A 22,614-nucleotide genomic window follows, 5' to 3' on the forward strand; every position below is an offset into this window, starting at 1 on the left:
TTGAAGCCCGCTGTCAACCCGGTCAACACGTCGTAGACTCAAGCTACCTCGACCGTCGCGGGTAGCCCGGCGCCGTCACTCATCGTTCATCACGAACACCGGAGGTCACAATGTCAAACTTGAAACATGTCGCGGGAGTCTTACTCGCGGGCGTTCTCGCATTCGGAGGGGTCTTCGCGGCTTCGGCCATCTCGGCCCCGCTGCTGCACGGCATCCCAGCCGGATCCTCATCGGGGCAGAACGAACCCACCGACGAAGTCGCCATGATCGACGAGCTCGACACCGCCATGATCGGCCGGTGGAAGGCACCGCTGCCCGCCAACCAAGACGCATTCGTCGAGTTTGACGAGCACGGCATGTGGCGCGCCTCAGACGGTTGTAACAGCGCCGAAGGCTCCTGGAGCGTCGAACCGAACGGCGAGTTCGATGGTGGCGACGGTGGCGCTATGACCCAGATAGGATGCGATAACGTCGCGATCCCGTCCATGGTGTGGAGTGCCACTCACGCTGCTTTCAACGACCAGGGCCAGCTCACGCTGGCAGACGAACAGGGCGAGTCTATGACACTCGAACGCGCTAGCACCGACGCCTTCACCCTCGTCGGCACGTGGACCAACCGGGGCGACGAGGTCGCCACTGTCGAATTCACGCCCGACGGCAACTGGCGCGGCACCGTCGGATGCAGCGAGTTCACGGGCACATGGATGCTCGGAGTACGCAACGTGCCCGTTCTCGAAGACAACAGCACCGAGCCCAAACCGCCGGTGCTGCTGTCTGGCCCCGCGAACCTCGTCATAGGCCCCGAGGCAGACGGCACGGTGAATGTCTGCGAGGGCGGGCCAGCAAAGTTTGTGCTCAGTTACGACACTGAGTACCTGTTCCACGCGGGTGCCGACGGCACCTTCACGGTCGAAGGCACCGAGGCGGCACCCGCCGAGCCGCTCGTGTTTGTGAGCCGTTAGCGGGCGAGCGCCGCAGCAATGATCCGGTGCGCGGGCAGAATGCTGCGGCGCTCTTCGTCCATATCGACCTTGCCCGCCACGAGATCAACAAAGTGGTCAAACTGGGCCGCGAGCGGTTCAGGGCCAGACACCTCGGGCACCTCCATCTCGGTCATCTGACGGAAGCCAGCGCCGCCCACGGTAGCCTCAATGTTCGAGTGCTTGTACTTGGTGACGCTGCGCAAGAGTAGGTCGATCTCAACCATCGAGGTGAGTGATTGCACGGTCATGCGGCGCACCTTGCGCTGGCCGATGCGGCTCGCCGACGCCGAGGCGATACCGCCGCCAGGAAAGCGCAGTGTCATATCGATCACGTCTTCTGCGCCCGGCATTGACTCGGGGTGGAAGAACCCGAGCTCTGCGCTCACGCTCTCGGGCGTCTGCGCGCCGTACAGGTTTGAGATCAGGTCTGCGTCGTGCACGAGCATGTCCCACGAGACGCCAGTCTTGATGCGTGACCAGTAGGGCGAGTGGCGTTCAGCCCGCACGTAGACAGGCTCTTCGATGAGCTGCTTCGCCGCGACAACGCCCGCGTTGTACCGCTCCAAGAAACCGCACTGTACAGGCACGCCGCGCTTCTCGGCTGTGCCGAGAATCTCTTCGGTCTGCTCGAGCGACGGGCAAATCGGCTTCTCGATGAGCACCGGCAGGCCAGCGTCGAGAATCTCGCGTGCGATGTCGTAGTGGTACTCGGTCGAAGCCGCCACAACCACCGCGTCGGCCTTCTTCAGTGCCTCTTCTGCCGCCGGAAACCAGTCGCCACCAAACTGCTCGGTTGCTGCGCGGCCGTTCTGCTCAAACGGGTCGACAATGCCCACAAGGTTTGCGCGCGACGAAGCTGAAATGATGCGCGCGTGGTTGCGCCCCATCGTCCCGGCACCAAAAAGTACGACGTTCGGGTTTGCCATTGATGTCTCCTCCAGCGCGTGCGGTGGTTCGCTCTCGAGGCTTCGAGACGAACTCCCCTAGTCTACGAGCTTCGACACTAGGAATCAGAGCAACACCCGCAGTACAGTGGTCAGCATGATTGCTATCACTGCGCAAACCCTCGCGTCAGATAACAACTCGGCACTGATTGGGCTCGACCGCACAATTTCGGTGCCCGCGCCGCTCGGTGATGCGACCCAGAACACGCTGACGTTCGTCGGCGACACAGTGCAGAACGCCGACGCATTCTCGCGCGCACTCGACGCAGGAGCCGTAATATTCGCCCCGCTCGGCACAACTGCCGAGCCTGCACGGAGTGGGGCACTCATTCTTGTCGAGAACCCCCGTGCCGCCTTTGGGCAGGCTATCGCGCAGCACTTTGCCCCCAAGGCTCCGACCGGCATTGCCGCCACTGCTCGCGTGCATCCGACCGCCCGCGTGCACGAGACCGCACACGTTGGCGAGTACACGGTAGTGCGCGAGGGGGCGGTGATTGACGCCCACGCAGAGGTGCGCGACCACGTCGTGATCGGTCGCAATGTGGTGGTTGGCGAACACGCGCTGGTCAAGAGCCAAGCTGTGGTGGGCGAAGAAGGGTTTGGCATCGAGAAAGACGCCGACGGCAACAACTTCCACATTCCACACATTGGGTCCGTGCGACTGGGCAAATACACCGAGGTCGGTAACTTCACGACCGTCTGCTCGGGCACCCTCGCCCCGACGGTCATTGGCGATTACACCAAAATTGACGATCATGTGCACGTCGCTCACAACTGCCAGATCGGCGAGAACGTCATCATCACCGCGTGCGCTGAGATTTCGGGCAGTGTCATCATCGAAGACGAGGTTTGGGTCGGCCCCAACGCCTCAGTACTTCAGGGCCTCACCCTTGGCCGCGACTCACTGCTCGGCATTGGAGCCGTGGCGGTCAAATCGGTGCCCGTCAACGAAGTGCGTGTGGGCAACCCGGCGAAGCGTCTCGGAGACAATAAGTCCTAGTAGTTCTCAGCTGGGACGCGCTCGAACCACCAAAACGGGTGCGTGAGCACTTGCATGAGCGGCTCTTTGCCCACCCACAGCCCAAAGTGGCCCTCGCGCCAGCGGCCGCTTGAATCGCTGAGGTACTTCATGTTGGGCATCATGAATCGTTCTTCGTAGGCGTGGTAAGCGACTGAATCACTCCAGTATCCGAGCAGCGAGTTCGCAAACTCGACGCCGCCCATGCGCGCAGGTTCGTGCGAGCTGAACCCGCCAAGCGGCCGCCCCACCGCCGCCTCAAACACGGCGCGCTGCCGGTCGGCCCACTCGAGGTGGTCGCCTCCGAGCCAGTCACACAACCCGCCCTCGAGGTGCAGTTGCACCTCATGGCCTAGCTGCTCCATCTCAGCGATGATACGCAGTGAGCTCAGGCTCAACAGGTTGTATCCCTTCGCGTGCACGCGCAGAAAGAAGGTCGATGAGCACCCCGCCGCAGCGTCGACCTGCGCGACGCGCATGGCCTGCTCGATCGAATTGTCGATGTCGTGGCGCAACACCATGTGCTTAGCAGCGGGAGCTTGCAAGTAGCCCTCGAAGCTCGTGATCTGATAGCCGGCGTCAAGATACGCGTGCAGCGTCTCTGAATAAGAACGCAGTGAGTAGTCGTGCTCTGGGGCGGCTGGCTGAGTCATCACGTGCACCATTCAAATAGGGGCCGAACACTCGTCGGCCTAAAAACACACAGCGTGCACCATCTTATTCTCTGGTGTAGTCGAACAGCCAGAATCTGGCCGATGGGCAGGGCTAGAATTGCCCGTATGAATGAGACGGTCAAGACGCACCCTGGGCACCGTGAATCGTAATAGTCTGCCGAAGTGGATTAACGCGCTGATTGACCGGCTTGCTGATGCCCCCATGAGCCCGCTGGGGCGCATCGCCGCTCGCCGGCTGGGCAAGCCCGCTCCTCGGGGTAGCATCCCTGCGACCCACTTTGCTGAGCAACCGGTGCGGGTGCTCATCGCCCCGGTCAACTATTCTGGGCAGGGCATCATCTGGGCCCGGGCCATTGAGGCGGCTCTTCCGACGGCGTCGGCCCGCAACATGGCGATGGAGGTGCCCGGCGGGTTCTCGTTCAACGCCGACCTGCTCGTACCCGTGGGCACCTACCACAATGACCGTGACTGGCAGCAGCGTCAGTTTGAGGCGGCGGCGAGCGCCACACACGTGCTCATCGAGGCCGAGGAGCCCCCGTTCGGGCGGCTCATGGGACGCTCCGTGGCAGCGCAGGCCGAGGCGCTCATGGCGCGCGGCGTGAATGTCGCGTTCCTCGGCCACGGCACCGATGTGCGGCTGCCCTCGCGCCACATCGCGGCGAACCCATACTCCTACTACGCGGATCCCTCGGTCTACCTTCCGCGCGCTGAGCAGCTGGCGGCACGCAATATCGCGCTCGTGACAGCGAGCGGGCGTCCCAGCTTCGTGTCGACGCCTGATTTGTTGGTCGATCTTCCAGGCGCGGTCTGGTGTCCGGTGGCTATTGATCCGGATCGATGGGCTGCGGCTCAAAGAAGCGAGCGCGCGCAGGGAGCGCCGCTTCGTGTCGCTCATGCGCCGTCGGTTGCAGCCTACAAGGGTACGGCCGACATCATGCCGACGCTTGAGAAGCTGCGTGACGAGGGCGTGATCGAATTTGACCTGATCCAGGGGGTACCGAGCCAGGAGATGCCCGCGCGGTTTGCGCAGGCAGACGTGTTGCTCGATCAGTTTCGCGCGGGCTCCTATGGGGTGGCGGCGTGTGAGGCGCTCGCGGCGGGGTGCCTCGTGATTGGGCAGGTTTCTGACCAGGTGCGCTCCACGGTGCGTGAGGCTTCGGGTCTTGAACTGCCCATCATCGAGGCGATGCCGGCCACACTTGAGGCCCGGCTGCGTGAGCTTGCCGCTCGCCCCACGCTGGTGCCAGATCGTGTTCGCGGAACGGAGTTTGTGCGCGACGTGCACGACGGCCGGCGCGCGGCACGGGCACTCATCGAACACTGGATTGAAGTCCCTGAACGAAAGGCCAGCTCCGATGCACTCGTCAGCTGAACGGCTCTGGAAGCTCATGCCCAAGGTCGCACAGGATGCGATCGCGTCGAGCATCGATCGCGCTCGCGGTGTCGTGCCTCCCCCTGTGCCCGCCCCCGACATGGCCAAGCCCATTCGTCTTCTCGTCGGGCCGGTGAACTATGCCGGGCAGGGCTACCGTTGGTCGCGGGCGGCTGAAGAGACGGCCCGGGTGTCGGCACGAAACTATGTGCACGAGGCCAACAACATTTTGCAGTACGACGCTGACTTTACGGTGTCGTGGCGCACGGCAGAGCACTCTAGGGCGTGGCAGAAAGAGATGGTGCACGCCCTCAGCACGCAGTACACGCACGTGCTCATTGAGGCCTGTTTTCCAGTCATCGGTGGTCTCTTCTCGGGCGACATGTATAAGCAGATCGCGCTGATGCAGCAGGCGGGGCTGAAGGTCGCGATCGTGGGGCACGGCAACGATGTTCGGCTGCCGTCGCGCCACGCTGAGCTCGAAGAGTGGTCGTTCTTCAAGGACGATGAGTGGACTGAACCTGAGGTGCTTGAGAAGGTGGTGTCCGAGAATCTGGCACTCATCGAAGCCGTGCAGCTGCCCACCTTCGTGTCGACGGCGGGGCTGCTGCTTGACCTGCCCGAGTCTCATTTTCTCGGCGTCATCATTGACCCGGCGAAGTGGGAGAACTCTGAACCACTGCTCGTGCGCGACAGGCTGAAGGTCGTGCATGCCCCCACGAACCCTGTGCCCAAGGGCACCACGATGATCCAGCCGATTGCGCGCAAACTGCACGATGAGGGGCTCATCGAATACGTCGAGCTGAGCGGGATCCCGAACGATCAGATGCCCGCGGTCTTTGCTGACGCCGACATCGTGCTCGATCAGTTTCGCGCCGGCGATTACGGTGTCGCGGCGTGCGAGACGATGGCCGCGGGCCGCATCGTTCTCACCCATGTCAGTGACCAGGTGCGGTCTGAGGTGGAGCGGCACGCGGGCATGCCGCTCCCTATTCCCGAGACGAATCCCGACAATCTGGAGCACATGATTCGCGACATCGCTGCCAGGCGCGAGCACTATCGCGAGATTGCAGCGCAGGGCCCCGAGTTCGTGCGGCGCCTGCACAACGGTGACTTCTCGCGCAACGTGCTCATGCAGAACTTCTTGGAGCTCTAATGCGCGTCATCATTGCGACGAGAATCTACCGGCCAGAACCCGCTGCCGCTTCGCTGTTTTTGGGCGGTGTCGCCGATGCGCTGCGCGAGGCCGGGCACGAAGTTGAGGTGCTCACGGCTTCGCCTCTCCCCGGTCAGGGCGAGGGGTCTCGCGGTGAGCGCATTCGCACATTCCCTGTGCTGCGTGACGCGAGCGGCTATTTACGCGGCTACGTGCAGTACATGAGTTTTGATGTGCCGCTCGCGTTTCGGCTGCTCTTCGCTCGCCGCCCGGGCGTCGTGTTTGTCGAGCCGCCACCGACGACGGGCGCTGTGGTGCGAGTCGTCTGCGCGCTGCGCCGTATTCCCTATGTCTATGACGCTGCCGACATTTGGTCTGACGCGGCCGGGCACGCGACGAGTTCGGGCCTCGTGGTGAAGGTGTTGCGTGCGCTCGAACGCTTCGCGATGCGGGGCGCTGCGCAGCTCGTCACCATTTCCCAGGGGGTCGTTGACCGGGTGCGTGCACTCGGGGTCACCGTTCCGATGACCGTGACCGGGTTTGGTGCCGACACCGAGGTGTTTCGGTATGAAGAACAGCCGCCACAGAAGCTGTTCTTGTATGCCGGCACCTACACGGGTCTTCACGGCGCACAGGTGCTCATCGACGCGTTTGCCGAGTTCACCAGCACCCACCCCGGCTACCGGCTGCGGTTTATCGGTAACGGTACGGGCCAAGACGAGATGCGCGTGCGCGCGCGCGAATTGGGTGTTCAGGGCACCGTCGAGTTTGCTGACCCGGTCACGGCTGAAGAGCTTCGCCCACAGCTCGCGAGCGCCGTGGCGAGCCTCGCCACGCTGCGCCCCGGCGGCGGCTATGAGTACGCGTTCACGTCAAAGATTTATTCCTCGCTGGCCACCGGCTGCCCCGTGATCTTTGCGGGCCCCGGCCCCACCGGGCCCTTCATTCGGCGCGCCATAGACGAGGCACCCACAGGTTCTGCGGTCGCGTCGACGCTCGGCACCGCGGTCGAATACACCCCCGGTGCCATTGCGTCCGCGATGCGGCAGGCCGCCGACCGTGCGCACGATCCAACAGCACGGCGGGAGCTTGCCCACTGGGCTGCCGCGCACCACTCCATGCAGGCCGTCGCGCAGCGCGTGGCGACTGTGATCGAAGAAACCGTGATCGAAGAAACCGTGATCGAAGAAGTTGGGGGCGACGCATGAGTAAGTTCACCTCGGGTCTCGTGAACTGGGCTATGAAGCACCGCTCCAAGATGCCTCGGTGGGTAGGCCGGGTCATGGAGCAGGCTGCCCGCAACCCCGACGGCGTGATCGGGCAGCTGAGCGCCCGGCTTTTGGGCGGCGGGAGCGCGCCGGTCACCCAGGTGCCTGATGCCTCGCTGCGCGTCTACATCGCTCCCACCAATTACTCGGGCCAAGGGTACGAGTGGGCGCGTGCGCTCGAACGCGCAGACTCGCGCATCGCGGCGCGCAACATGGCTGTCGAGCTTCCCGGCGGCTTCGCGTTCACCGCAGACACCCTCGTGCCCATCGCCTCGGTCAACGCCTCCGCCGAGTGGGCCGAGGCCGAATGGGAGGCAGCACGGTCGTTCACCCACGTGCTCGTCGAGGCCGAACGATCGATGTTTGGCAAGCGGTTCGCCCGCTCGCTCGAGGCCGAGGTGCTCGCACTCACCGAGGCAGGCGTGCACGTCGCCTTTCTGTGCCACGGCACAGATATTCGCGATCCGGAGAATCATGCGACCCTCACGCCGTGGTCACCGTACCCCGAAGACCCACGAACTAAGATGCTGGCGCGTGACGCGCGTGAGAACCTCGCGCTGCTGGAGCGCCTTAAGCGGCCCGTCTTCGTGTCGACCCCCGACTTGCTCGCAGATGTTGCGTGGGCGACGTGGTGCCCCGTGGTTGTCGATGCAGCGCGCTTTGCCGCGAGCGCACCAGCGTTCTCACACGCGACGCGCCCTCGGGTGATTCACGCGTCGAGCAACCCAATTCAAAAAGGCAGCGATCGCATCGAGCCCGCGCTCTCTCCGCTCATCGACGCGGGCACGATCGACTACGAGCTCATCATGTCGACGCCGTCGGCCGAAATGCCGGGGGTCTTTGCCGCGAGCGATATTGTGCTCGACCAGTTTCGCGCGGGCTCCTACGGAGTCGCCGCGTGCGAGGCGATGGCGGCCGGTCGCGTCGTTGTGGGGCACGTGCTGCCGCAGGTGCGTGCGCACATTGAACGCGAGACCGGGCTATCGCTGCCCATTGTTGAAGCGACCCCCGATACACTGCGCGAGGTCGTCGCGGGCCTCGTCAGTGACCCGGATCGGGCGCGCGAGATCGCGGCGGCAGGCCCAGTGTATGTCGAGCGCGTGCACTCTGGCGCAATGAGCGCCCGCGTGCTCATCGAACAGTGGATCGATCTGCCGCGCTAGCATCGCTAGCATCGCGGGCATCGCGGGCGTCTTTCCACTTGCGCATGCGGCGTTCGGTGGGGTGCTCTATGAAGCGGTAGAGCACCCACGCCAGAACTAAGTCGATGGTGAGAATCGCGGCAAACCAAACGATGTTACGCCACGAAGCCTCCTGGTATCCCAGCACCCGCAGTGCCAAGTAGATGACGGTCGCGTGCACGAGGTAGAACGCAAACGACCACTCGCCGAGCTTCACCTGCCAGCGCGTTTCGAAGAGCGATCTGCGGCCTGCGAGCGACCACGACGTGAGCGAAACGATTGAGAGCCCCACTGCCACGGTGAATAGTTCGTTGCCAAACACCCCCAGCAGCGCGAACTGCGGCCGCACCGCGGCCAGGACGATGCCCGCCACCACAAGCGCGAGTGATCCCACACCGATCACCGGGTGTAGCCGTGGTCGCCAGCCACGGCGCATTGCCCACGCCAGCGCCATACCCAACAGAAACTCCGGTACCCGGGTGATGGGCATCGGCACGAGCGCGAGCCACGACTCGGGCGCGAGGTAGACCCCCAGCCGGTAGCCGAAGGCCCACACGAGTGCAACCCCGGCAAATACGAGCGCACCGCGCCGCGCAAGCGGTACGAGCACGCGAGACACCCAGGGGTGTAGCGCATAGAAGAGCGCTTCGACCGTGAGCGTCCAGGCCGCAGGGTTACCCGAGAACAAAAATGGCCGGGTTTGCTGACCATCCCTGCAGCAGCACAACAGACAGCAGCAAAATGCCCATGTCGAACGGTTTGAGAAAGCTACCGTCAGGGATCGGGGCCATCGTATAAAACACCAACACCGCAAACACCAGTGCAACCATGTGCGCCGGCCAAATGCGCGCAAAGCGTCGCCAATAGAACGTCGAGACCGATACCCGCGGCCGCATCGACCAGGTGAGCACGAAACCCGAGAGCACAAAGAAGAACGTCACCCCCAGGTATCCCTGGTCAAACAGTAGGTTTATCGGACCCGGCAGCGGCGCGAACACACGCATGTGAAACAGAAATACAAGGAATGCCGCCCACCAACGCAGACCAGTCAAAGCGTCGAGCCGCTGGGTGGGCGCTGCAAGCGTCGCCGAAGAGTTGAATGCCACCAAAGTCCAATCGGGTGAAGAATCACGCATGCCGTGAAGACCGCCCTCCACTGTACTCGAGCTTTCCCGACGCTGTTCTTGACGTACGACCCCTGTGTAGTTCGGGTGCGGCCTGGTGCGGCCTGGGCGGCTGCCGCGCGATACGATCGACTCTATGACCGAGCCGCTCGTCGACCTCACAATTGCCGTCCACTCAGCTTCGCGACCAATCAAACGCGCGGTCGCGTCAGTGCTCGACCACACGACCGCTGCCGTGCGCGTGAACGTCGTAGCGCACAATATCGACCCCGAGGTGATCCGTGCGAACCTCGGCGACTACGCGCACGACGCGAGGCTGCGCCTGCTCGAACTGCGCGACGGTATTCCGTCGCCTGCGGGCCCTATGAACCACGGTTTCGCGACCTCCACCGCGCCGTTCATCTCGGTCATGGGCTCAGACGATGAGCTCGCGCCCGGCGCGATCGATTCGTGGCTCGCGCTGCAGCGCGCCACGGGGGCAGAGGCAGTGCTCGCTCGTATTCAGCTCGCCACGGGCCGCCCCGACCCGTATCCCCCTGTGCGCCTGGGCCTGCGCACCACCCGCCTCGACGGCCGCAAAGACCGCCTGGCCTACCGCAGCGCCCCGCTCGGTCTCATCGATCGCCGCCGCTTTGGCGACCTGCGGCTCACCGAGGGGCTGCCCTCGGGCGAAGACCTCACCTACTCGCTCACGGTCTGGTACACCGGCAAGCATCTGGCCTACGATCTGGGCGGCCCCGCCTATGTGATCAACGATGATGCGCCGGATCGTGTCACCTCAGCCCCCCGCCCCATTGCGCAAGACTTCGCGTTTCTCGACGAGCTTGAGGGACTCGATTGGTTTGCGGGCGCGCCCCGGCAAGATCGGGTCGCGATCATCGTGAAGCTCATACGCATTCACGTGTTCGACGCGATTCTTGCGCGGGCGCGCACACAAGCCGATCTCGACTCGAACCGCGCGGGGCTCCTCGCACTGCTGGCGCGATTCGAGCGCATCGCGCCCGGCGCTTTAGCGTTGCTCTCACGGGCTGACCGACGCGTGTTCGATGTGCTCGCAGACGAGGGCGGCACACCGGCCGACATTGCGCACGCCCTCGACCGACGGCACGTGTATCTCTCAGTCTCGTCGCTGCTGCCCCGCAACCCGTTGCGGGTCTTTCACGCGCAGGCGCCCTTTAGCACCCTCTTTGCAGGCTACCAAATCATGCGCCGCGGCTGAGATCCCTTGTGGATCCTGCGACTCGCAAGCTCGCGCAGGATGACAGGACGAGACCTCCGCATCCTCTTGTCATGGGGCCTCCGCATCCTCTTGTCATGAGGCCTCCGCATCCTCTTGTCATTCTGCGCGACGAAGGAGTCGCAGAATCCACACGCGTGGCGGCTACTTGCTCAGCTCGCCTGCGAGGCCTGCGAGGGCGACCTGCTCACCAAACGATGGGTGCGCAAGTGCCACCTCGCTAAAGGTTCCCTGCGCAGCGATCCGGCCCTCATCGAGGTAGCAGACGCGGTCGTAGTCCTTGATCGTCGAGAGCCGGTGCGCCACCGAGATGAGAGTGACCTCGCCCTGCAGGTCGCGAATCGCCTTCGTCACCTCGTCCTCGGTTTTCGTGTCGAGCGAGCTGGTCGCTTCGTCGAGCACGAGCACGAGTGGGTCGGTGTACAGAGCCCGAGCGATGCCCAAGCGCTGCTGCTGGCCGCCCGAAAGCGAGACACCTCGCTCGCCGATAGGTTCGTGGATTCCACCGGCGCGCGAATCGAGCAACGTGGCAAGCTGGGCGCGTTCGAGTGCGCGATGCACTCGGTCTTCGTCGATCTCGTTGGTCCACGTGAGGGCGACGTTCTGCGCAATGCTGCCATCAAACAGTGCGACGCGCTGCGGCACGTAACCGACCCGCCCGCGCCACTGGCGCAGCACGTTCTGCAGCGGTTCGCTGTCAAGCAGAATCTGCCCGTCAGAGGGCTGACTCAGCCCCAACAGCAGGTCGATGAGCGTCGACTTGCCCGCCCCCGAAGGCCCCACAATGCCGATCGATGAGCCCAGCGGCACGTCAAGTGACATGCCACGAATCACATCGCTTTCAGCTCCGGGGTACCGAAAGTTCACATTGTCGAGCACGAGGCGTCGCGGGGTCTCAGAGAGTTCGGCCGAATCAGCGGGCGTTTGCGAGGTCTGCATGTCTTCTTCTGCGGCGATGAGGTCACCCACCACGTCAACGGCGCCTGGCAGGCTTGCTGTCGCCTGTACGATGCCGCCCTGCAGTCCCGTGAGTGCGGGGATCAGCCGAAAGCCGGTCGTCGCAAACAGTGCGACCGATGCCAGCGCTGCCTCCATACCGCCTTGAAAGTACGAGAACCCGCCAATGAGCGCGATTCCACCCAGCAGCGCCGTCTCGAATGCGAAGCCGGGCAGCACACTCAGAAACGAGCCGTTGGCGCGCGCCCTGGTGCCGTGCTTGCGGTTGTCGTTCACGAGTTCGGCGACTTCGCCCAGCCTGTTGCGCAGGCTCAGCTCCTTCAACGCCTCGATCATCTCGGTCATCAGGTTGGCGACCCGATAGCTGTAGTCCCGGTGCACTTGCCCGGCTTCGAGCGCCCGTTTGGTCACGATGAAGTGCACCAGCATCATCACCAGGGAGAGGTATACGAACGCGATGACCGAAGTCATCGGGTCGGCCACCACGAGCACCCCGAGCACGAGAATAAACGTGAAGAACGATGAGGGTACGCGCATCAACGGCAGAATGAAGCCGGCCATTGCGTTCGCGATGCCGGCGTCGGCGATACGGGTGATCTCTGCGACGGTGCGCTTAGAGCGCTGCTCCCAGCTCGAACCAATGTATGCCCGAAACAGTCGGTCACCGACCTCCAGCTCGTACTTCGCGAAGCGGCGTGTGGCGAACCACTGCAGCACGACGTTCAGGAACGACTTCAGCGTCATGAGACCGAGCGAGATCAACACCAGCGCCGGTGCCGCGTCGGGCCCGAGCGACCCGATGAACGGGATCGTGATCGAGTTGCCGAGCAGCATCGGGCCGATCGTGACTGCGAGCAGCGCCATGCCCACCGCGTCAAGCGTGGTGATGAGGCTCGTCGCCACGATGTATCCGACGAAATAGCGCTGTGCGCCTCGCGGAAGCAACGGCATGAGCTGCCGAAGTACGCGCCAAATTGCTTTCATAATGTGGTGAGACCTGCTCGCTCGTGCGAGACGCTGCTCGTTACGCTCCCGCCGTAAGAACCGCGGTCACGCCCGCGATAATGCGATCAACGTCGCCCTCACCCAGTGACGGGTGCACGGGCAGCGACAGCACCGAGGCGGCAGCCTTCTCGGTCTCGGGCAGCTCGAGGCCGGGCGCAAACTTTGCGAGCGAAGGCAGACGGTGGTTGGGGATCGGGTAGTAGACGCCCGCCCCAATGTTGTGCTCGGCCTTCAACGCGTCGCGCAGGTGGTCGCGCTCTGCCGCATCAACACGAATCGTGTACTGGTGGTACACGTGCACCGCCTCGGGCGCGACGTACGGCGTCACCACGCCGTCGAGCCCCGCAAGCCCGTCGTTCAGCGCCGCGGCATTCGCCTGGCGCTGCGCGGTCCACGCATTCACCTTGGTGAGCTGCACGCGCCCGATCGCGGCGTGAATATCGGTCATGCGGGTGTTAAACCCGATCACCTCGTTGGCGTACTGCGTCTCCATGCCCTGGTTGCGCAGCAGGCGCATGTTGCGTGCAATCTCAGCCGTGGCGCAGGTGACCATGCCACCCTCACCCGAAGTCATGTTCTTTGTCGGGTAGAGCGAGAACATCGCGAAGTCACCCAGCGTGCCGACAGGGCGACCCGCCCATGACGCACCGTGCGCCTGCGCCGCATCTTCGTAGATCGCGAGGCCGTACTTCTGTGCAATTGCCTCGATCTGGTCGACCAAGAACGGGTGGCCATACAGGTGCACGGGCATGATGCCCTTGGTGCGCGGGGTGATCGCGGCCTCAACCGATGCCGGATCGAGCGTAAAGGTGCGCGCATCGATGTCAGCGAACACGGGGGTCGCGCCCGTCAGTGCGACCGAGTTACCCGTCGCAGCGAACGTGAACGACGGCACAATGACCTCATCGCCCGCGCCTACACCCGCGGCAAGCAGCCCGAGATGCTGCCCGCTCGTGCCCGAGTTTACGGCGACCGTTTCGCGGCCCTGCACAAAGTGTGCGGCGAACTCCGTCTCAAACGCCGCGACTTCGGGGCCCTGTGCGATCATGCCACTACGCAGCACACGGTCGACGGCCTCCCGTTCTTCGTCACCAATGATGGGCTTCGCAGCGGGGATAAAGTCGACAGACATATAGTTTTCACCTTTCGCGTGCGCGCTGACAACAGGAATACGCACACAATCGTCTGCCAGAATACCCTTATGAGCTTTGAACCCGCGGCACACGACGGATCTGCCGCCACAGCTTGGGTGGTTATTCCGCTCTATAACGAGGCAACCGTCATTGCAGGCGTGATTCATGATCTGCTTCCCGTTTTTCCCAACGTCGTGGTCATCGATGACGGTTCGAGCGACGGATCTGGCGCGATTGCGCGTGCCGCCGGCGCCCACATCGTCACCCACCCGATTAATCTCGGCCAGGGAGCGGCGCTCCAGACGGGTTTCGACTACGCGCTTGAACGCGGAGCCGAGTACGTTGTCACCTTCGACGCAGACGGGCAGCACCGAGTCATCGACGCACACGCGATGCTCGAGCGCGCTCAGGCTGAGAAGTTGGCGATCGTGTTTGGTTCGCGTTTTCTTGATGACCGTACAAAGCCCGGCATTCTGAAGAAGATTGTGCTCAAGACGGCCGTCGCCGTCACCAACATCACCACGCGCACCAGGCTCACCGACGCCCACAACGGGTTGCGCGTGATCCGTGCCGACGCGCTGCGCATGTTTAAACTGCGACAAGACCGCATGGCTCACGGCACCGAGATCGTTGTGAAGCTCGGCAAGACCGGGCTGCCCTACGCTGAGTACCCGGTCGAAGTGATCTACACCGACTACTCGAAAGCGAAGGGCCAGTCGCTCTTGAACTCCGTGAACATTCTCGTCGATCTGATCATCAGGTAGGGGCCCGCAGCGTGACTCTCTTTCAGTTTCTCCTCATTGCGGTCATCATTGTTGCCGCCGTGCTGGCAGTACGGTTCTTGCCCGGTGAGCGTTCGCTCGCGCTCAAGCGCATTTTTGCGATCCTGTTCGTCATCGCCGCGGTCTGTGCGATCCTGTTTCCCACCGTGCTCACCAGCATCGCCAACTTCTTTGGCATCGGCCGCGGCACCGACCTGCTGCTCTACCTGTTCATTGTGGCCATGCTCATCTTCGCGGTCGCCACTGTGCGGGCGAAGGCGCGCAGCGATGCCCGGGTCACTGATCTGGCACGAGCGGTCGCGCTGATGGAGGCGCGCGCGCTCGAACACCGCAGCAACGACACCGACACCGACACCGACAAAGAAGACATCTAGAGATGATCGCTTGGCTGCACATCGTCCCGGCGTTTAGCGTCGCCGCTGCTCTCGCCATTCTGCCAGGCCTGCCCATCGCTGCCGCACTGCGGCTGCGCGGCCTCTCCCTCGTGGCCGGATCAGTAGCTGCATCGTTCGCGGTCATAGCGCTCGCGTCGTTCGCGGCCCCCGTCGTGGGCCTCGGCTGGGGGCTTGTGACCATCGCTATTGTGACCGCGGCGGTGACGGCTTTGGCTCTCGCTGTGCGGCTGTTCGACCGCAGGCCGGTACCCGCGTATGAGGGTGCCGCGAAACCCAGGCGCCTCGCGTATATCGCGGCCTTTCTCATCGCGGCGGCGCTGATCTCGTTCGTGCTGGTGCGCGCGATCGGGCAGCCCGAGATCTTCTCGCAGTCGTACGATAACGCGTTTCACATCAACGCGGTCGCGTGGATCCTCGAGACCGGCAACGCGTCACCGCTGGCAATGACCATGGTGACGCCCGAGGCGAGCCAGTCGTTTTACCCTACGCTCTGGCACGCCGTGGTCTCGCTCGTCACCAGTCTGAGCGGCGCTTCCATTCCCCTCGCCACCAATGCGGTGAGCCTCGTGACCGCGGCTGGCGTGTGGCCGATCGCCATCTTGTTCTTTGCGCGCCCCTTCTTTAAATCGAACGTTGCGACTATCCTCGCGGCCGGCATCCTTGCCGCCGCTTTCTCGGCATTCCCGTATCACCTGTTCTCCTGGGGCATCCTCTACCCCAACCTGCTGTCGGTCGCGCTACTGCCCATCGCCCTGGGCTTCTTGCACGCGGCGCTGCGCCACCACGCCCTCGCCGAAACCGGTCGTATCGCCGCCGTGTGGGTCGGGTTTGTGGGTGCGCTCGGGGCGGCCGCCCTCGCCCACCCCAACGCCGCGCTCGGTCTGGTCGCCATTTCGGTGCCGCTATTCATTGTGGTCGCCCGCGAGAACTTCAAGCGATTGGGCAGCTGCCGTGCGGCATGGTGGCGGCTGGCTGGCATTGCCTTCACGCTCATCGCGATGGGTGTCATGTGGTCACAGATCAAGACCGGCGACAGCAGCCGCGCCTATAACGCCAACTTTGTGGTGGCGGCGCTCGGCGCGGTCACCAACTCCCCCATCACCCGGGCCACAGCGTGGTTTGTCACCGTGTTGATGCTCGTGGGTATCGTGATGATCTGGGTGCGCCGCAAACACCGCTGGTTGGTCGTCTCCTACGCCATCACAGTGATGCTCTACGTCATTGTCGCCTCCACTACCGGGCCGTTCCGTGACCTGTTCACGATCGGTTGGTACAACGACGTGAATCGACTCGCGTTCCTCTTGCCCATCACGGCGATGCCGCTCGCTGTCTACGGCGCGGGCGTGATGCTCGACCTGGCCCGCTCAGGCGCTGCTGACGCGCAGTGGGTCAGCCCGCTGAAGCTCTCGAGCCCGGCCCGGCAGGTGGCTGCCGCAACTCTCGTACTTCTTGTCATTTTGACCGGTACCCGGGGGCCGAGCATGGAGGCCGTGCGCGACGACGTGAGCGATATGTTTACGCTGACCGATGGCTCGGGCATGGTCTCGAGCGACGAGTTCGCGCTCATGTCACGCCTGGGCGACACCACCCCCGACGATGCACTGATCGCGGGCAACCCGTGGAACGGGTCGTGGCTCGCCTACGCGGTCGGCGACCGCCATGTACTGTTTCCGCACCTCAAGGGCCTGTACACGGCCGAAGCGATGGAATTCGCTGCAACGTTCAGGGATCTGAATCCCGCCGACGCATGCAAGCTGATTAGCGACCTCGGTGTGACCCACGTTATTGGCTCAGACGACCCCACCTACGACCGTGGGGGCGCACAGTTTAAGGGTCTCGACGACATCAAGAAGACGGCGCCGCTCACGGAGATTGACCGTGAGGGCGCCGCCCACCTGTACAAGGTTGACTGCTAGTAGCGCTCGCCCACCCGTACCACGTAGCCCGCGTCACGTAGCGCCTGTGCGACCTGCTCGCCGTGCTCGTGGCCGCGGGTCTCTACGTGCAGCTCAAGCTCGACCTCACTGACCGGCAATTCGGTGGCGTGGCGCGTGTGAATCACCTCGACAACGTTCGCGTTGTTCTCGGCGACGATTGTCGCGGTGCGCACGAGCTGGCCGGGCTGATCCGGCAGCAGAATGCGCAGCTTGGTGTAACGCGCCGAGGCCGCGAGACCGTGGCCAATCACGCGCTGCAAGAGCAGCGGGTCGATGTTGCCGCCCGACAGCACGGTCGCGGTGACCCCCGAGGCCGAAACTTTACCCGCGAGGAGCGCGGCGACGCCCGCGGCACCCGCGGGTTCAACGACCAGCTTGGCGCGCTCGAGGAGCATCACGATGGCGCGCGCGATGTCGTCGTCACTCACGGTGACGACCTGGTCAACATACTTGCTCACCACGTCGAAGTTGCGGCTGCCGGGGCGCGCGACCGCGATGCCATCAGCGATCGTCGACTTCGTCTGAATGGTGACGGGTTCGCCGGCCGCGAGCGACGCCGGGTATGGCGCAGCGTTCTCAGCCTGCACGCCGATCACCCGAATGGTGCGGCCGTTGGCCTCAGCCCACTGCTTCGCGGCCGCCGCGATGCCTGCGATGAGCCCGCCTCCGCCGATGGGTACGACGAACGTCTCGATCTCGGGGGCGTCGGCCAGCATCTCGAGTGCGACGGTGCCCTGGCCTGCGATCACGGCCGGGTCATCGAACGGGGGAATGAACACGGCGCCGGTCTGCGCGACGAACTCCTGCGCAGCCTTGTTCGTCTCGTCGAATGTCGCTCCCACGAGCTCGACGTTTGCGCCATAGCCCTTCGTGGCCTGGAGTTTGGGCAGCGCGACGCCGCGAGGCATGAAGATCGTGGCTTTGATGCCGAGCTCGCGGGCGGCGTACGCGACGCCCTGGGCGTGGTTGCCGGCCGACGCCGCCACGACGCCGCGCTCGCGCTCTTCGGGGGTGAGCTGGGTGAGCCTGTTGTAGGCGCCGCGTAGCTTGTAGGCGCCCGTGCGCTGCAGGTTTTCACACTTCATGTAGACGCGCGAGACGCCCAGGCTCTCGGCGAGGAAGCGTGACGACTCGAGCGGAGTGCGGCGCGTCACCCGGTGCACGACCTCGAGGGTCTGTTCAAACTCGGCCAGGGTGGGTGCGGTGTAGCCCTCGGTCATCATTGTCCTTCCTTGCGAATAAACTTGGCAAACGATTTGGCGCGTTTCTTGGCCGCTGTTCTGGTGTGTGCGCGCCTGTGATATTCGGCCACCGGATCAATGCCCGGCGTCCACGCTTTCTTCACGAATGTGTTGACGATCGCGTTCGCAGAGGCCGCGAGCGGCACCGCGAATAGCGCGCCCGGGATCCCGGCGAGCAGCGCGCCGGTCGACACCGCGAGCACCACGCCGAGCGGGTGCACGCGCACGGCGCTGCCCATGACGAGCGGCTGCAGCACGTGGCCCTCGATCTGGTTTACCAGAATCACGACGCCCAGCATGATGAGCGCGTTGACGGGGCCGTTGTAGATGAGCGCCACGAACGTCGCGAGTAGGCCGGTCGAGATCGCACCGAGAAACGGAATAAACGAACCCAGAAAGACGAGAATCGCGATGGGAATCGGCAGCGGTACACCGAGCAGCGCGGCGCCGACACCGATGCCGACGGCGTCGACGAACGCGACAAAAATCTGCACGCGCACATACTGTCCGACCGACACCCAGCCGGCGCTGCCCGCGGCGTCGACGGGGGCGTGTGCCTTCGACGGCAAGAACCCGAGCACCCAGTACCAGATGCGCTTGCCGTCGATCAGCATGAAGATCAGCGAGAACAGGGTGAGCAAAATGCCAGCGATGAACTGGCCGGCTGAGGTGGCGACACCGAGCGCACCGTTCCAGATCTCAGACTGGTGCCCCTCCACCGTTTTCATGAACTGCGCCATGAACCCGTCGACCTGTTCGGCCGAGAAGCCAAACGAGTTACCCTCGACGGTCTTGAGCGTTTCTTTCCATACCTCGGTCGAGCGCGCGGCCAGGTCGTCAAAGCCGTTGCGCATCTGGGTCACAATGAGCCACACCAGCACCCACACCGATGCCGCGAACGAGGCCAGGGCAACGAGAATGCCCACGCCGCGCGGCACCCCGTGGCGTTCAAACCAGTGCACGACTGGCGCAAGCAGCGCGGTGAGCAAGATCGCCACAAAGATGGGAATCACGATGATGCGCACCTGCACGATGAGCCAGAAGAAACCGGCGCACGCCAGGCCGATCAGCATCAGCCGCCATGACCAGGCCGCGGCGACGCGCACTCCGAGGGGGAGCTCCTGCTCCGCGCCCCCGGCGGGGCCTATCTCACCTCTGTGTTCTTCCACGTCACAATCCTACCGATCACCCGCTGTACGCCAGGAATACGGCGCAGCGGGCGATCCGGATCAAAAGCCTGGCAGGTTACTCGGCCGCGATATAGATTTTGCGGATGTGCTCGCGCACGTTCCAGCGCGTGCGCGTGCCGCCGACGAGGCGCATCACGTCCCCCGCGCGCACCGTGATCTCGCGGCCCGCTTCTGCGCCCGACAGGATCTCGATGGTGGCCTCGCCCGAGAGTACGACGAAGAGTTCGTCGACCTCGGTGTCGGTGACGACGCCCGCGCGCAGCTCCCAGATGCCAAGCTCGGCGCCCGCTACGGTCCCGAGCTCGGTGACGCCCTGCTGCGGATCGCCCGCAACGGTGTCGGCCTCGGGCACCGCCTCGAAGGCGACGCCCGCCGTCAGCGCGCTGACCGCGTGGTTACGGCCCTCGGGCAGCAGCTCAGCCGCGCTCACGAGTCGAACCCCAGGCCGAGCGCGTCGAGCGTTTTAAGTAGCACGTTGCGTTTGCCGTCGTTGTGGTCGGCGCGATCGAGCGACCAGCGGGTGAGGTTGATGCCGATGGCGGCGGCGGGCTCGGGCGGGAAGGGTAGTGGCACTTGCTTGACCATTTCGAGCTCGGTGCGCTCGGTGACGCGGCCCTCGAAGCGGTCAACGAGCACGTCGGCCGCGAAATGGGTCGCGCCCACCCCCAGGCCGGTGAAGCCCGAGACATACTGCACGCGGCCGCCGTGAGCCTGGCCGAAGAACGCGCAAAACCGCGTCGACGTGTCGATGACGCCCGCCCAGCGGTGGCTGAACTTGACGCCCGCTAGCTGCGGGAAAGTGGTGAAGAAGTGGCTCGCGAGCTTGCGATGGCTCTCCATGCGGTCTTCGTATTCGCGTTTGATCTTGCCGCCCGAGAAGTAGACCGCGTCGTAGCCGCCCCACAGAATGCGGTTGTCGGCGGTGAGGCGCGAGTAGTGAAACTGGTTAGCCATGTCGGCGAGGCCCTCGCGGCCGTCCCAGCCGATCGCTGCGAGCTGTTCAGCTGTGAGCGGTTCGGTCATGAGTACGTAGTCATAGACGGGCACCGTGTGAAACCGGTAGCGCTTCAACAGAGACGGAAACACGTTGGTGCACAGCGCGACGCGTTCGGCCGTGACCGTACCGCCTGTTGTGGTGAGCTGCATTGGGGTATCTGCCGAGCCGTCAAGCCGCTGTACCGGGGTGCCCTCGTGAATCTCGACGCCGATTTCGGCGGCGTGGCGCGCAAGCTCTGCGGCGAGCTTTGCGGGGTGCAGGTTGGCGTTCTCGCGGGGGGCGAACTCGCCGCCTAAGAACGTGGGCGAGTTGATGCGGCCCTGCACTTCAGCCTGATCGAGCACCTCGACGGTGGGGTCGTCGCTTTCACCGAGCCAGCCGACCTGGTGCGGCGCGTTCGCAACCGACAGCTGGCCGGTGCGCTCGAAGTCAACATCAAAGTTGTTGTCGGTGAAGAACTTCTCCATCGCGTCGAGGTTCTCGTAGCCCAGGCGGCGCAGGGTGCCGGTTTCGTTAGGCCAGCGCGACTCGGCGTTGGGTTCGCCGTGTGTGATGCTCGCCTCGCAGAACCCGCCGTTGCGGCCCGAGGCCGCCCAGCCCACCTGCACGGCTTCGAGCAGCATCACCCGACGGTCGGGGTGCTCGGTCTTGAGCTTGATCGCGGTCCACAGGCCCGCGTATCCGCCGCCGACGACCACGTCATCGACGCGGGCGTCGTGAGCGAGTACGGGGTAGCGCGCGGCTGTACCCGCGACGTCGTCGATCCAAAAGCAGCCGAGCTTTGTGCCTGCGAGCGCGTCTTCAACGATCTTGGCTGCGGGGCGGTTCGTTTCAAAAATGGTGGGTTTCATGGAGTCCTCGTCGTCGATGTCCACTCACGATCATTGCACACCTCGGACGATCTGTAAATGCCAATGTCAACGCAAGTGACATTGACATTTTGTGGCGCGTGTGCGCCGCTACTCGGCGGGTGGCTTCATGATCGCACCCGTCGCAAGCCCCATTGCGAGGCCGGCGGGAAGCCACAGCCAGAACTGAGTGAGCAGACTGAGCACGAGGCCCATCGCCAACCCCATGCCGATTCCCACAAACATCTGCTTGCGCTTCGCTTCGGGCGACGGCTCATCGCCCTTACTGCCAGGCTGCTTGGGCTTGTTGTTCTTGGGGCTGCGCGTCATACTTCAAGGGTACGCGCCCGCGCCTGATCATCGGCGTCGAGTGCCTCGAGCGCACTGATCTGCGCCGGGCTCGCACCGCGCTGCTTGGCGACCGCCACGAGCTGCCCCGAGGCCCGAGCGATCTTCGCGAAACTGAGCGACGGCACCGCCCCGGCTGCGAGCAGCAGCGGTTCCACCAGGGCAAGCACCGCAGGGTCCTCCCCCAGCACCAGCTCGGCCTCCCACTCGCGCCAGGCTCTGCGCGCCCCGCCAGCCGTATGATCGATGCCGAGCACACGGTCGTCTGCGAGCTCGATCACCGGCCTACCCGCCTGCCGCACGAGCGTCGTCACTCGGGTGGTGCGCATCTGCGCAAGCGGTTCGAGCTGCAGCGTCGCGACCACAGGGCCAGCGACCGCTGCACCCGCTTCACCCGTGTTACCCGCCAGCAGCTCGTGCAGTTTCGCGATCAGCGCCTCGGGCGCCTCGGGCGCGGGTGGCCAGGCGACCTCCCGCACGCCACCCGAGAGCCGTTGTTTCACGTGCCACCCTGCGTCGTGCCCACCGCTGCGCTCGCGCACGGCTATGCCGGCGCGGGCGAGGGCGCGATCCGGAGTGTCAAAATAGGTGGCCCGCAGCTCGTGTGTCTCGGGCGCATCGAGCGTGAGCCCGAGCGCCGCATAGGCCTCGGCCCGCGGCATGACCGCGTGCTCAGGCACCTCATACTTGCGCTCGACCTCGATGGATTCGGCGCCGTCGTTGCGTGCCGCGCCGGTGCTTGCCGCGTCCGTGCCTGCCGCGCCGGTGCTTGCCGCCTCGTGTATGCTCATGCCCCCAGTTTATGGGCCGCGCTCGCCGGGGCG

22 protein-coding genes are annotated in these 22,614 nt (G+C 64.4%); 10 read left to right on the forward strand and 12 right to left on the reverse strand.

The window, feature by feature from the left end:
• The first annotated feature begins 110 nt into the window (after positions 1–110).
• Positions 111–962: an META domain-containing protein gene (locus tag ACXR2W_RS03060; protein ID WP_458811803.1), complete on the forward strand. Its 852-nt coding sequence runs from the start codon at positions 111–113 to the stop codon at positions 960–962.
• On the opposite strand, the gene ACXR2W_RS03065 is transcribed toward ACXR2W_RS03060, so the two are convergent.
• Positions 959–1,909 (reverse strand): Gfo/Idh/MocA family protein, encoded by a 951-nt coding sequence (locus ACXR2W_RS03065; protein ID WP_458811805.1) that lies wholly within the window; start codon positions 1,907–1,909, stop codon positions 959–961. The two genes, ACXR2W_RS03060 and ACXR2W_RS03065, sit on opposite strands and share 4 nt — an antisense overlap.
• Before the next feature lie 115 nt (positions 1,910–2,024).
• Between ACXR2W_RS03065 and ACXR2W_RS03070 the strand changes: the two genes are divergently transcribed.
• Entirely contained in the window at positions 2,025–2,927 is a 903-nt protein-coding gene (locus ACXR2W_RS03070) for an LpxD N-terminal domain-containing protein (RefSeq protein WP_458811807.1), read from the forward strand.
• Here ACXR2W_RS03070 and ACXR2W_RS03075 read toward each other — a convergent pair.
• Positions 2,924–3,598, reverse strand: a complete 675-nt coding sequence (locus ACXR2W_RS03075; RefSeq protein WP_458811809.1) for a GCN5 family acetyltransferase — start codon at positions 3,596–3,598, stop codon at positions 2,924–2,926. The two genes, ACXR2W_RS03070 and ACXR2W_RS03075, sit on opposite strands and share 4 nt — an antisense overlap.
• Before the next feature lie 160 nt (positions 3,599–3,758).
• On the opposite strand from ACXR2W_RS03075, the gene ACXR2W_RS03080 reads away from it, so the two are divergent.
• The 4 genes from ACXR2W_RS03080 to ACXR2W_RS03095 are packed head-to-tail and all read left to right on the forward strand — an operon-like array spanning position 3,759 to position 8,578.
• Positions 3,759–4,991 carry a glycosyltransferase family protein gene (locus tag ACXR2W_RS03080; protein ID WP_458811811.1) on the forward strand — a complete coding sequence of 411 codons (1,233 nt, stop codon included), beginning with the start codon at positions 3,759–3,761 and terminating at the stop codon, positions 4,989–4,991.
• Positions 4,975–6,147: a glycosyltransferase gene (locus tag ACXR2W_RS03085; RefSeq protein WP_458811813.1), complete on the forward strand. Its 1,173-nt coding sequence runs from the start codon at positions 4,975–4,977 to the stop codon at positions 6,145–6,147. The genes ACXR2W_RS03080 and ACXR2W_RS03085 overlap by 17 nt, the downstream gene beginning before the upstream one ends.
• On the forward strand, positions 6,147–7,355 hold the full coding sequence (locus ACXR2W_RS03090) for a glycosyltransferase (RefSeq protein ID WP_458811815.1): 1,209 nt from the start codon (positions 6,147–6,149) through the stop codon (positions 7,353–7,355). The genes ACXR2W_RS03085 and ACXR2W_RS03090 overlap by 1 nt, the downstream gene beginning before the upstream one ends.
• Positions 7,352–8,578, forward strand: a complete 1,227-nt coding sequence (locus ACXR2W_RS03095; protein WP_458811817.1) for a glycosyltransferase family protein — start codon at positions 7,352–7,354, stop codon at positions 8,576–8,578. Before ACXR2W_RS03090 ends, ACXR2W_RS03095 begins: the two co-directional genes overlap by 4 nt.
• Here the strand turns inward: ACXR2W_RS03095 and ACXR2W_RS03100 are convergent.
• On the reverse strand, positions 8,547–9,284 hold the full coding sequence (locus ACXR2W_RS03100; RefSeq protein ID WP_458811819.1) for an acyltransferase family protein: 738 nt from the start codon (positions 9,282–9,284) through the stop codon (positions 8,547–8,549). The two genes, ACXR2W_RS03095 and ACXR2W_RS03100, sit on opposite strands and share 32 nt — an antisense overlap.
• On the reverse strand, positions 9,271–9,702 hold the full coding sequence (locus ACXR2W_RS03105; protein WP_458811821.1) for an acyltransferase family protein: 432 nt from the start codon (positions 9,700–9,702) through the stop codon (positions 9,271–9,273). The genes ACXR2W_RS03100 and ACXR2W_RS03105 overlap by 14 nt, the downstream gene beginning before the upstream one ends.
• 154 nt (positions 9,703–9,856) lie before the next feature.
• Between ACXR2W_RS03105 and ACXR2W_RS03110 the strand changes: the two genes are divergently transcribed.
• Positions 9,857–10,939 (forward strand): glycosyltransferase, encoded by a 1,083-nt coding sequence (locus ACXR2W_RS03110; RefSeq protein ID WP_458811824.1) that lies wholly within the window; start codon positions 9,857–9,859, stop codon positions 10,937–10,939.
• Between the two features lie 162 nt (positions 10,940–11,101).
• Here ACXR2W_RS03110 and ACXR2W_RS03115 read toward each other — a convergent pair whose 3' ends face one another.
• Both ACXR2W_RS03115 and ACXR2W_RS03120 read right to left on the reverse strand, forming a co-directional pair.
• On the reverse strand, positions 11,102–12,865 hold the full coding sequence (locus tag ACXR2W_RS03115; RefSeq protein ID WP_458811827.1) for an ABC transporter ATP-binding protein: 1,764 nt from the start codon (positions 12,863–12,865) through the stop codon (positions 11,102–11,104).
• A 73-nt stretch (positions 12,866–12,938) separates the two neighbouring features.
• The gene (locus ACXR2W_RS03120; protein WP_458811830.1) at positions 12,939–14,051 is read right to left on the reverse strand and encodes a DegT/DnrJ/EryC1/StrS family aminotransferase; all 1,113 of its coding nucleotides are present in this window, start codon (positions 14,049–14,051) and stop codon (positions 12,939–12,941) included.
• 69 nt (positions 14,052–14,120) lie between these two features.
• Here ACXR2W_RS03120 and ACXR2W_RS03125 point away from each other — a divergent pair, with 69 nt between their 5' ends.
• Genes ACXR2W_RS03125 through ACXR2W_RS03135 form a run of 3 tightly spaced genes read left to right on the forward strand, consistent with a single transcriptional unit; the run spans position 14,121 to position 17,145 of the window.
• Positions 14,121–14,816 carry a glycosyltransferase family 2 protein gene (locus ACXR2W_RS03125; protein ID WP_458811833.1) on the forward strand — a complete coding sequence of 232 codons (696 nt, stop codon included), beginning with the start codon at positions 14,121–14,123 and terminating at the stop codon, positions 14,814–14,816.
• 11 nt (positions 14,817–14,827) lie between these two features.
• Positions 14,828–15,208 carry a DUF2304 domain-containing protein gene (locus ACXR2W_RS03130; RefSeq protein ID WP_458811836.1) on the forward strand — a complete coding sequence of 127 codons (381 nt, stop codon included), beginning with the start codon at positions 14,828–14,830 and terminating at the stop codon, positions 15,206–15,208.
• A 2-nt stretch (positions 15,209–15,210) separates the two neighbouring features.
• A complete protein-coding gene (locus ACXR2W_RS03135) occupies positions 15,211–17,145 on the forward strand; it encodes a DUF6541 family protein (RefSeq protein WP_458811839.1) in 1,935 nt (644 codons plus the stop codon).
• Here ACXR2W_RS03135 and ilvA read toward each other — a convergent pair.
• The 6 genes from ilvA to ACXR2W_RS03165 all read right to left on the reverse strand — a co-directional run bounded on the left by ilvA (position 17,142) and on the right by ACXR2W_RS03165 (position 22,581).
• Positions 17,142–18,389, reverse strand: a complete 1,248-nt coding sequence (gene ilvA / locus ACXR2W_RS03140; protein WP_458811842.1) for a threonine ammonia-lyase — start codon at positions 18,387–18,389, stop codon at positions 17,142–17,144. The two genes, ACXR2W_RS03135 and ilvA, sit on opposite strands and share 4 nt — an antisense overlap.
• Complete coding sequence (locus ACXR2W_RS03145) at positions 18,386–19,576, reverse strand: AI-2E family transporter (protein ID WP_458811845.1); 1,191 nt, start codon at positions 19,574–19,576, stop codon at positions 18,386–18,388. Before ACXR2W_RS03145 ends, ilvA begins: the two co-directional genes overlap by 4 nt.
• Before the next feature lie 76 nt (positions 19,577–19,652).
• The gene (locus ACXR2W_RS03150; protein ID WP_458811848.1) at positions 19,653–20,027 is read right to left on the reverse strand and encodes a cupin domain-containing protein; all 375 of its coding nucleotides are present in this window, start codon (positions 20,025–20,027) and stop codon (positions 19,653–19,655) included.
• Complete coding sequence (locus tag ACXR2W_RS03155) at positions 20,024–21,445, reverse strand: NAD(P)/FAD-dependent oxidoreductase (RefSeq protein WP_458811851.1); 1,422 nt, start codon at positions 21,443–21,445, stop codon at positions 20,024–20,026. The genes ACXR2W_RS03150 and ACXR2W_RS03155 overlap by 4 nt, the downstream gene beginning before the upstream one ends.
• Before the next feature lie 108 nt (positions 21,446–21,553).
• Positions 21,554–21,772 carry an HPP family protein gene (locus ACXR2W_RS03160; protein WP_458811855.1) on the reverse strand — a complete coding sequence of 73 codons (219 nt, stop codon included), beginning with the start codon at positions 21,770–21,772 and terminating at the stop codon, positions 21,554–21,556.
• The gene (locus ACXR2W_RS03165; protein WP_458811858.1) at positions 21,769–22,581 is read right to left on the reverse strand and encodes a CYTH domain-containing protein; all 813 of its coding nucleotides are present in this window, start codon (positions 22,579–22,581) and stop codon (positions 21,769–21,771) included. The genes ACXR2W_RS03160 and ACXR2W_RS03165 overlap by 4 nt, the downstream gene beginning before the upstream one ends.
• Positions 22,582–22,614: the final 33 nt, after the last annotated feature.

The sequence above is a fragment of the Leucobacter faecis genome (assembly GCF_054456695.2).

Bases quoted from the DNA above. Each gene is read 5' to 3' on its own strand.
- ACXR2W_RS03060 (WP_458811803.1), top strand. From the start codon at position 111: ATGTCAAACTTGAAACATGTCGCGGGAGTCTTACTCGCGGGCGTTCTC.
- ACXR2W_RS03065 (WP_458811805.1), bottom strand. From the start codon at position 1,909: ATGGCAAACCCGAACGTCGTACTTTTTGGTGCCGGGACGATGGGGCGC.
- ACXR2W_RS03070 (WP_458811807.1), top strand. From the start codon at position 2,025: ATGATTGCTATCACTGCGCAAACCCTCGCGTCAGATAACAACTCGGCA.
- ACXR2W_RS03075 (WP_458811809.1), bottom strand. From the start codon at position 3,598: ATGACTCAGCCAGCCGCCCCAGAGCACGACTACTCACTGCGTTCTTAT.
- ACXR2W_RS03085 (WP_458811813.1), top strand. From the start codon at position 4,975: ATGCACTCGTCAGCTGAACGGCTCTGGAAGCTCATGCCCAAGGTCGCA.
- ACXR2W_RS03090 (WP_458811815.1), top strand. From the start codon at position 6,147: ATGCGCGTCATCATTGCGACGAGAATCTACCGGCCAGAACCCGCTGCC.
- ACXR2W_RS03095 (WP_458811817.1), top strand. From the start codon at position 7,352: ATGAGTAAGTTCACCTCGGGTCTCGTGAACTGGGCTATGAAGCACCGC.
- ACXR2W_RS03110 (WP_458811824.1), top strand. From the start codon at position 9,857: ATGACCGAGCCGCTCGTCGACCTCACAATTGCCGTCCACTCAGCTTCG.
- ACXR2W_RS03115 (WP_458811827.1), bottom strand. From the start codon at position 12,865: ATGCCGTTGCTTCCGCGAGGCGCACAGCGCTATTTCGTCGGATACATC.
- ACXR2W_RS03120 (WP_458811830.1), bottom strand. From the start codon at position 14,051: ATGTCTGTCGACTTTATCCCCGCTGCGAAGCCCATCATTGGTGACGAA.
- ACXR2W_RS03125 (WP_458811833.1), top strand. From the start codon at position 14,121: ATGAGCTTTGAACCCGCGGCACACGACGGATCTGCCGCCACAGCTTGG.
- ACXR2W_RS03135 (WP_458811839.1), top strand. From the start codon at position 15,211: ATGATCGCTTGGCTGCACATCGTCCCGGCGTTTAGCGTCGCCGCTGCT.
- ilvA (WP_458811842.1), bottom strand. From the start codon at position 18,389: ATGATGACCGAGGGCTACACCGCACCCACCCTGGCCGAGTTTGAACAG.
- ACXR2W_RS03155 (WP_458811851.1), bottom strand. From the start codon at position 21,445: ATGAAACCCACCATTTTTGAAACGAACCGCCCCGCAGCCAAGATCGTT.
- ACXR2W_RS03160 (WP_458811855.1), bottom strand. From the start codon at position 21,772: ATGACGCGCAGCCCCAAGAACAACAAGCCCAAGCAGCCTGGCAGTAAG.
- ACXR2W_RS03165 (WP_458811858.1), bottom strand. From the start codon at position 22,581: ATGAGCATACACGAGGCGGCAAGCACCGGCGCGGCAGGCACGGACGCG.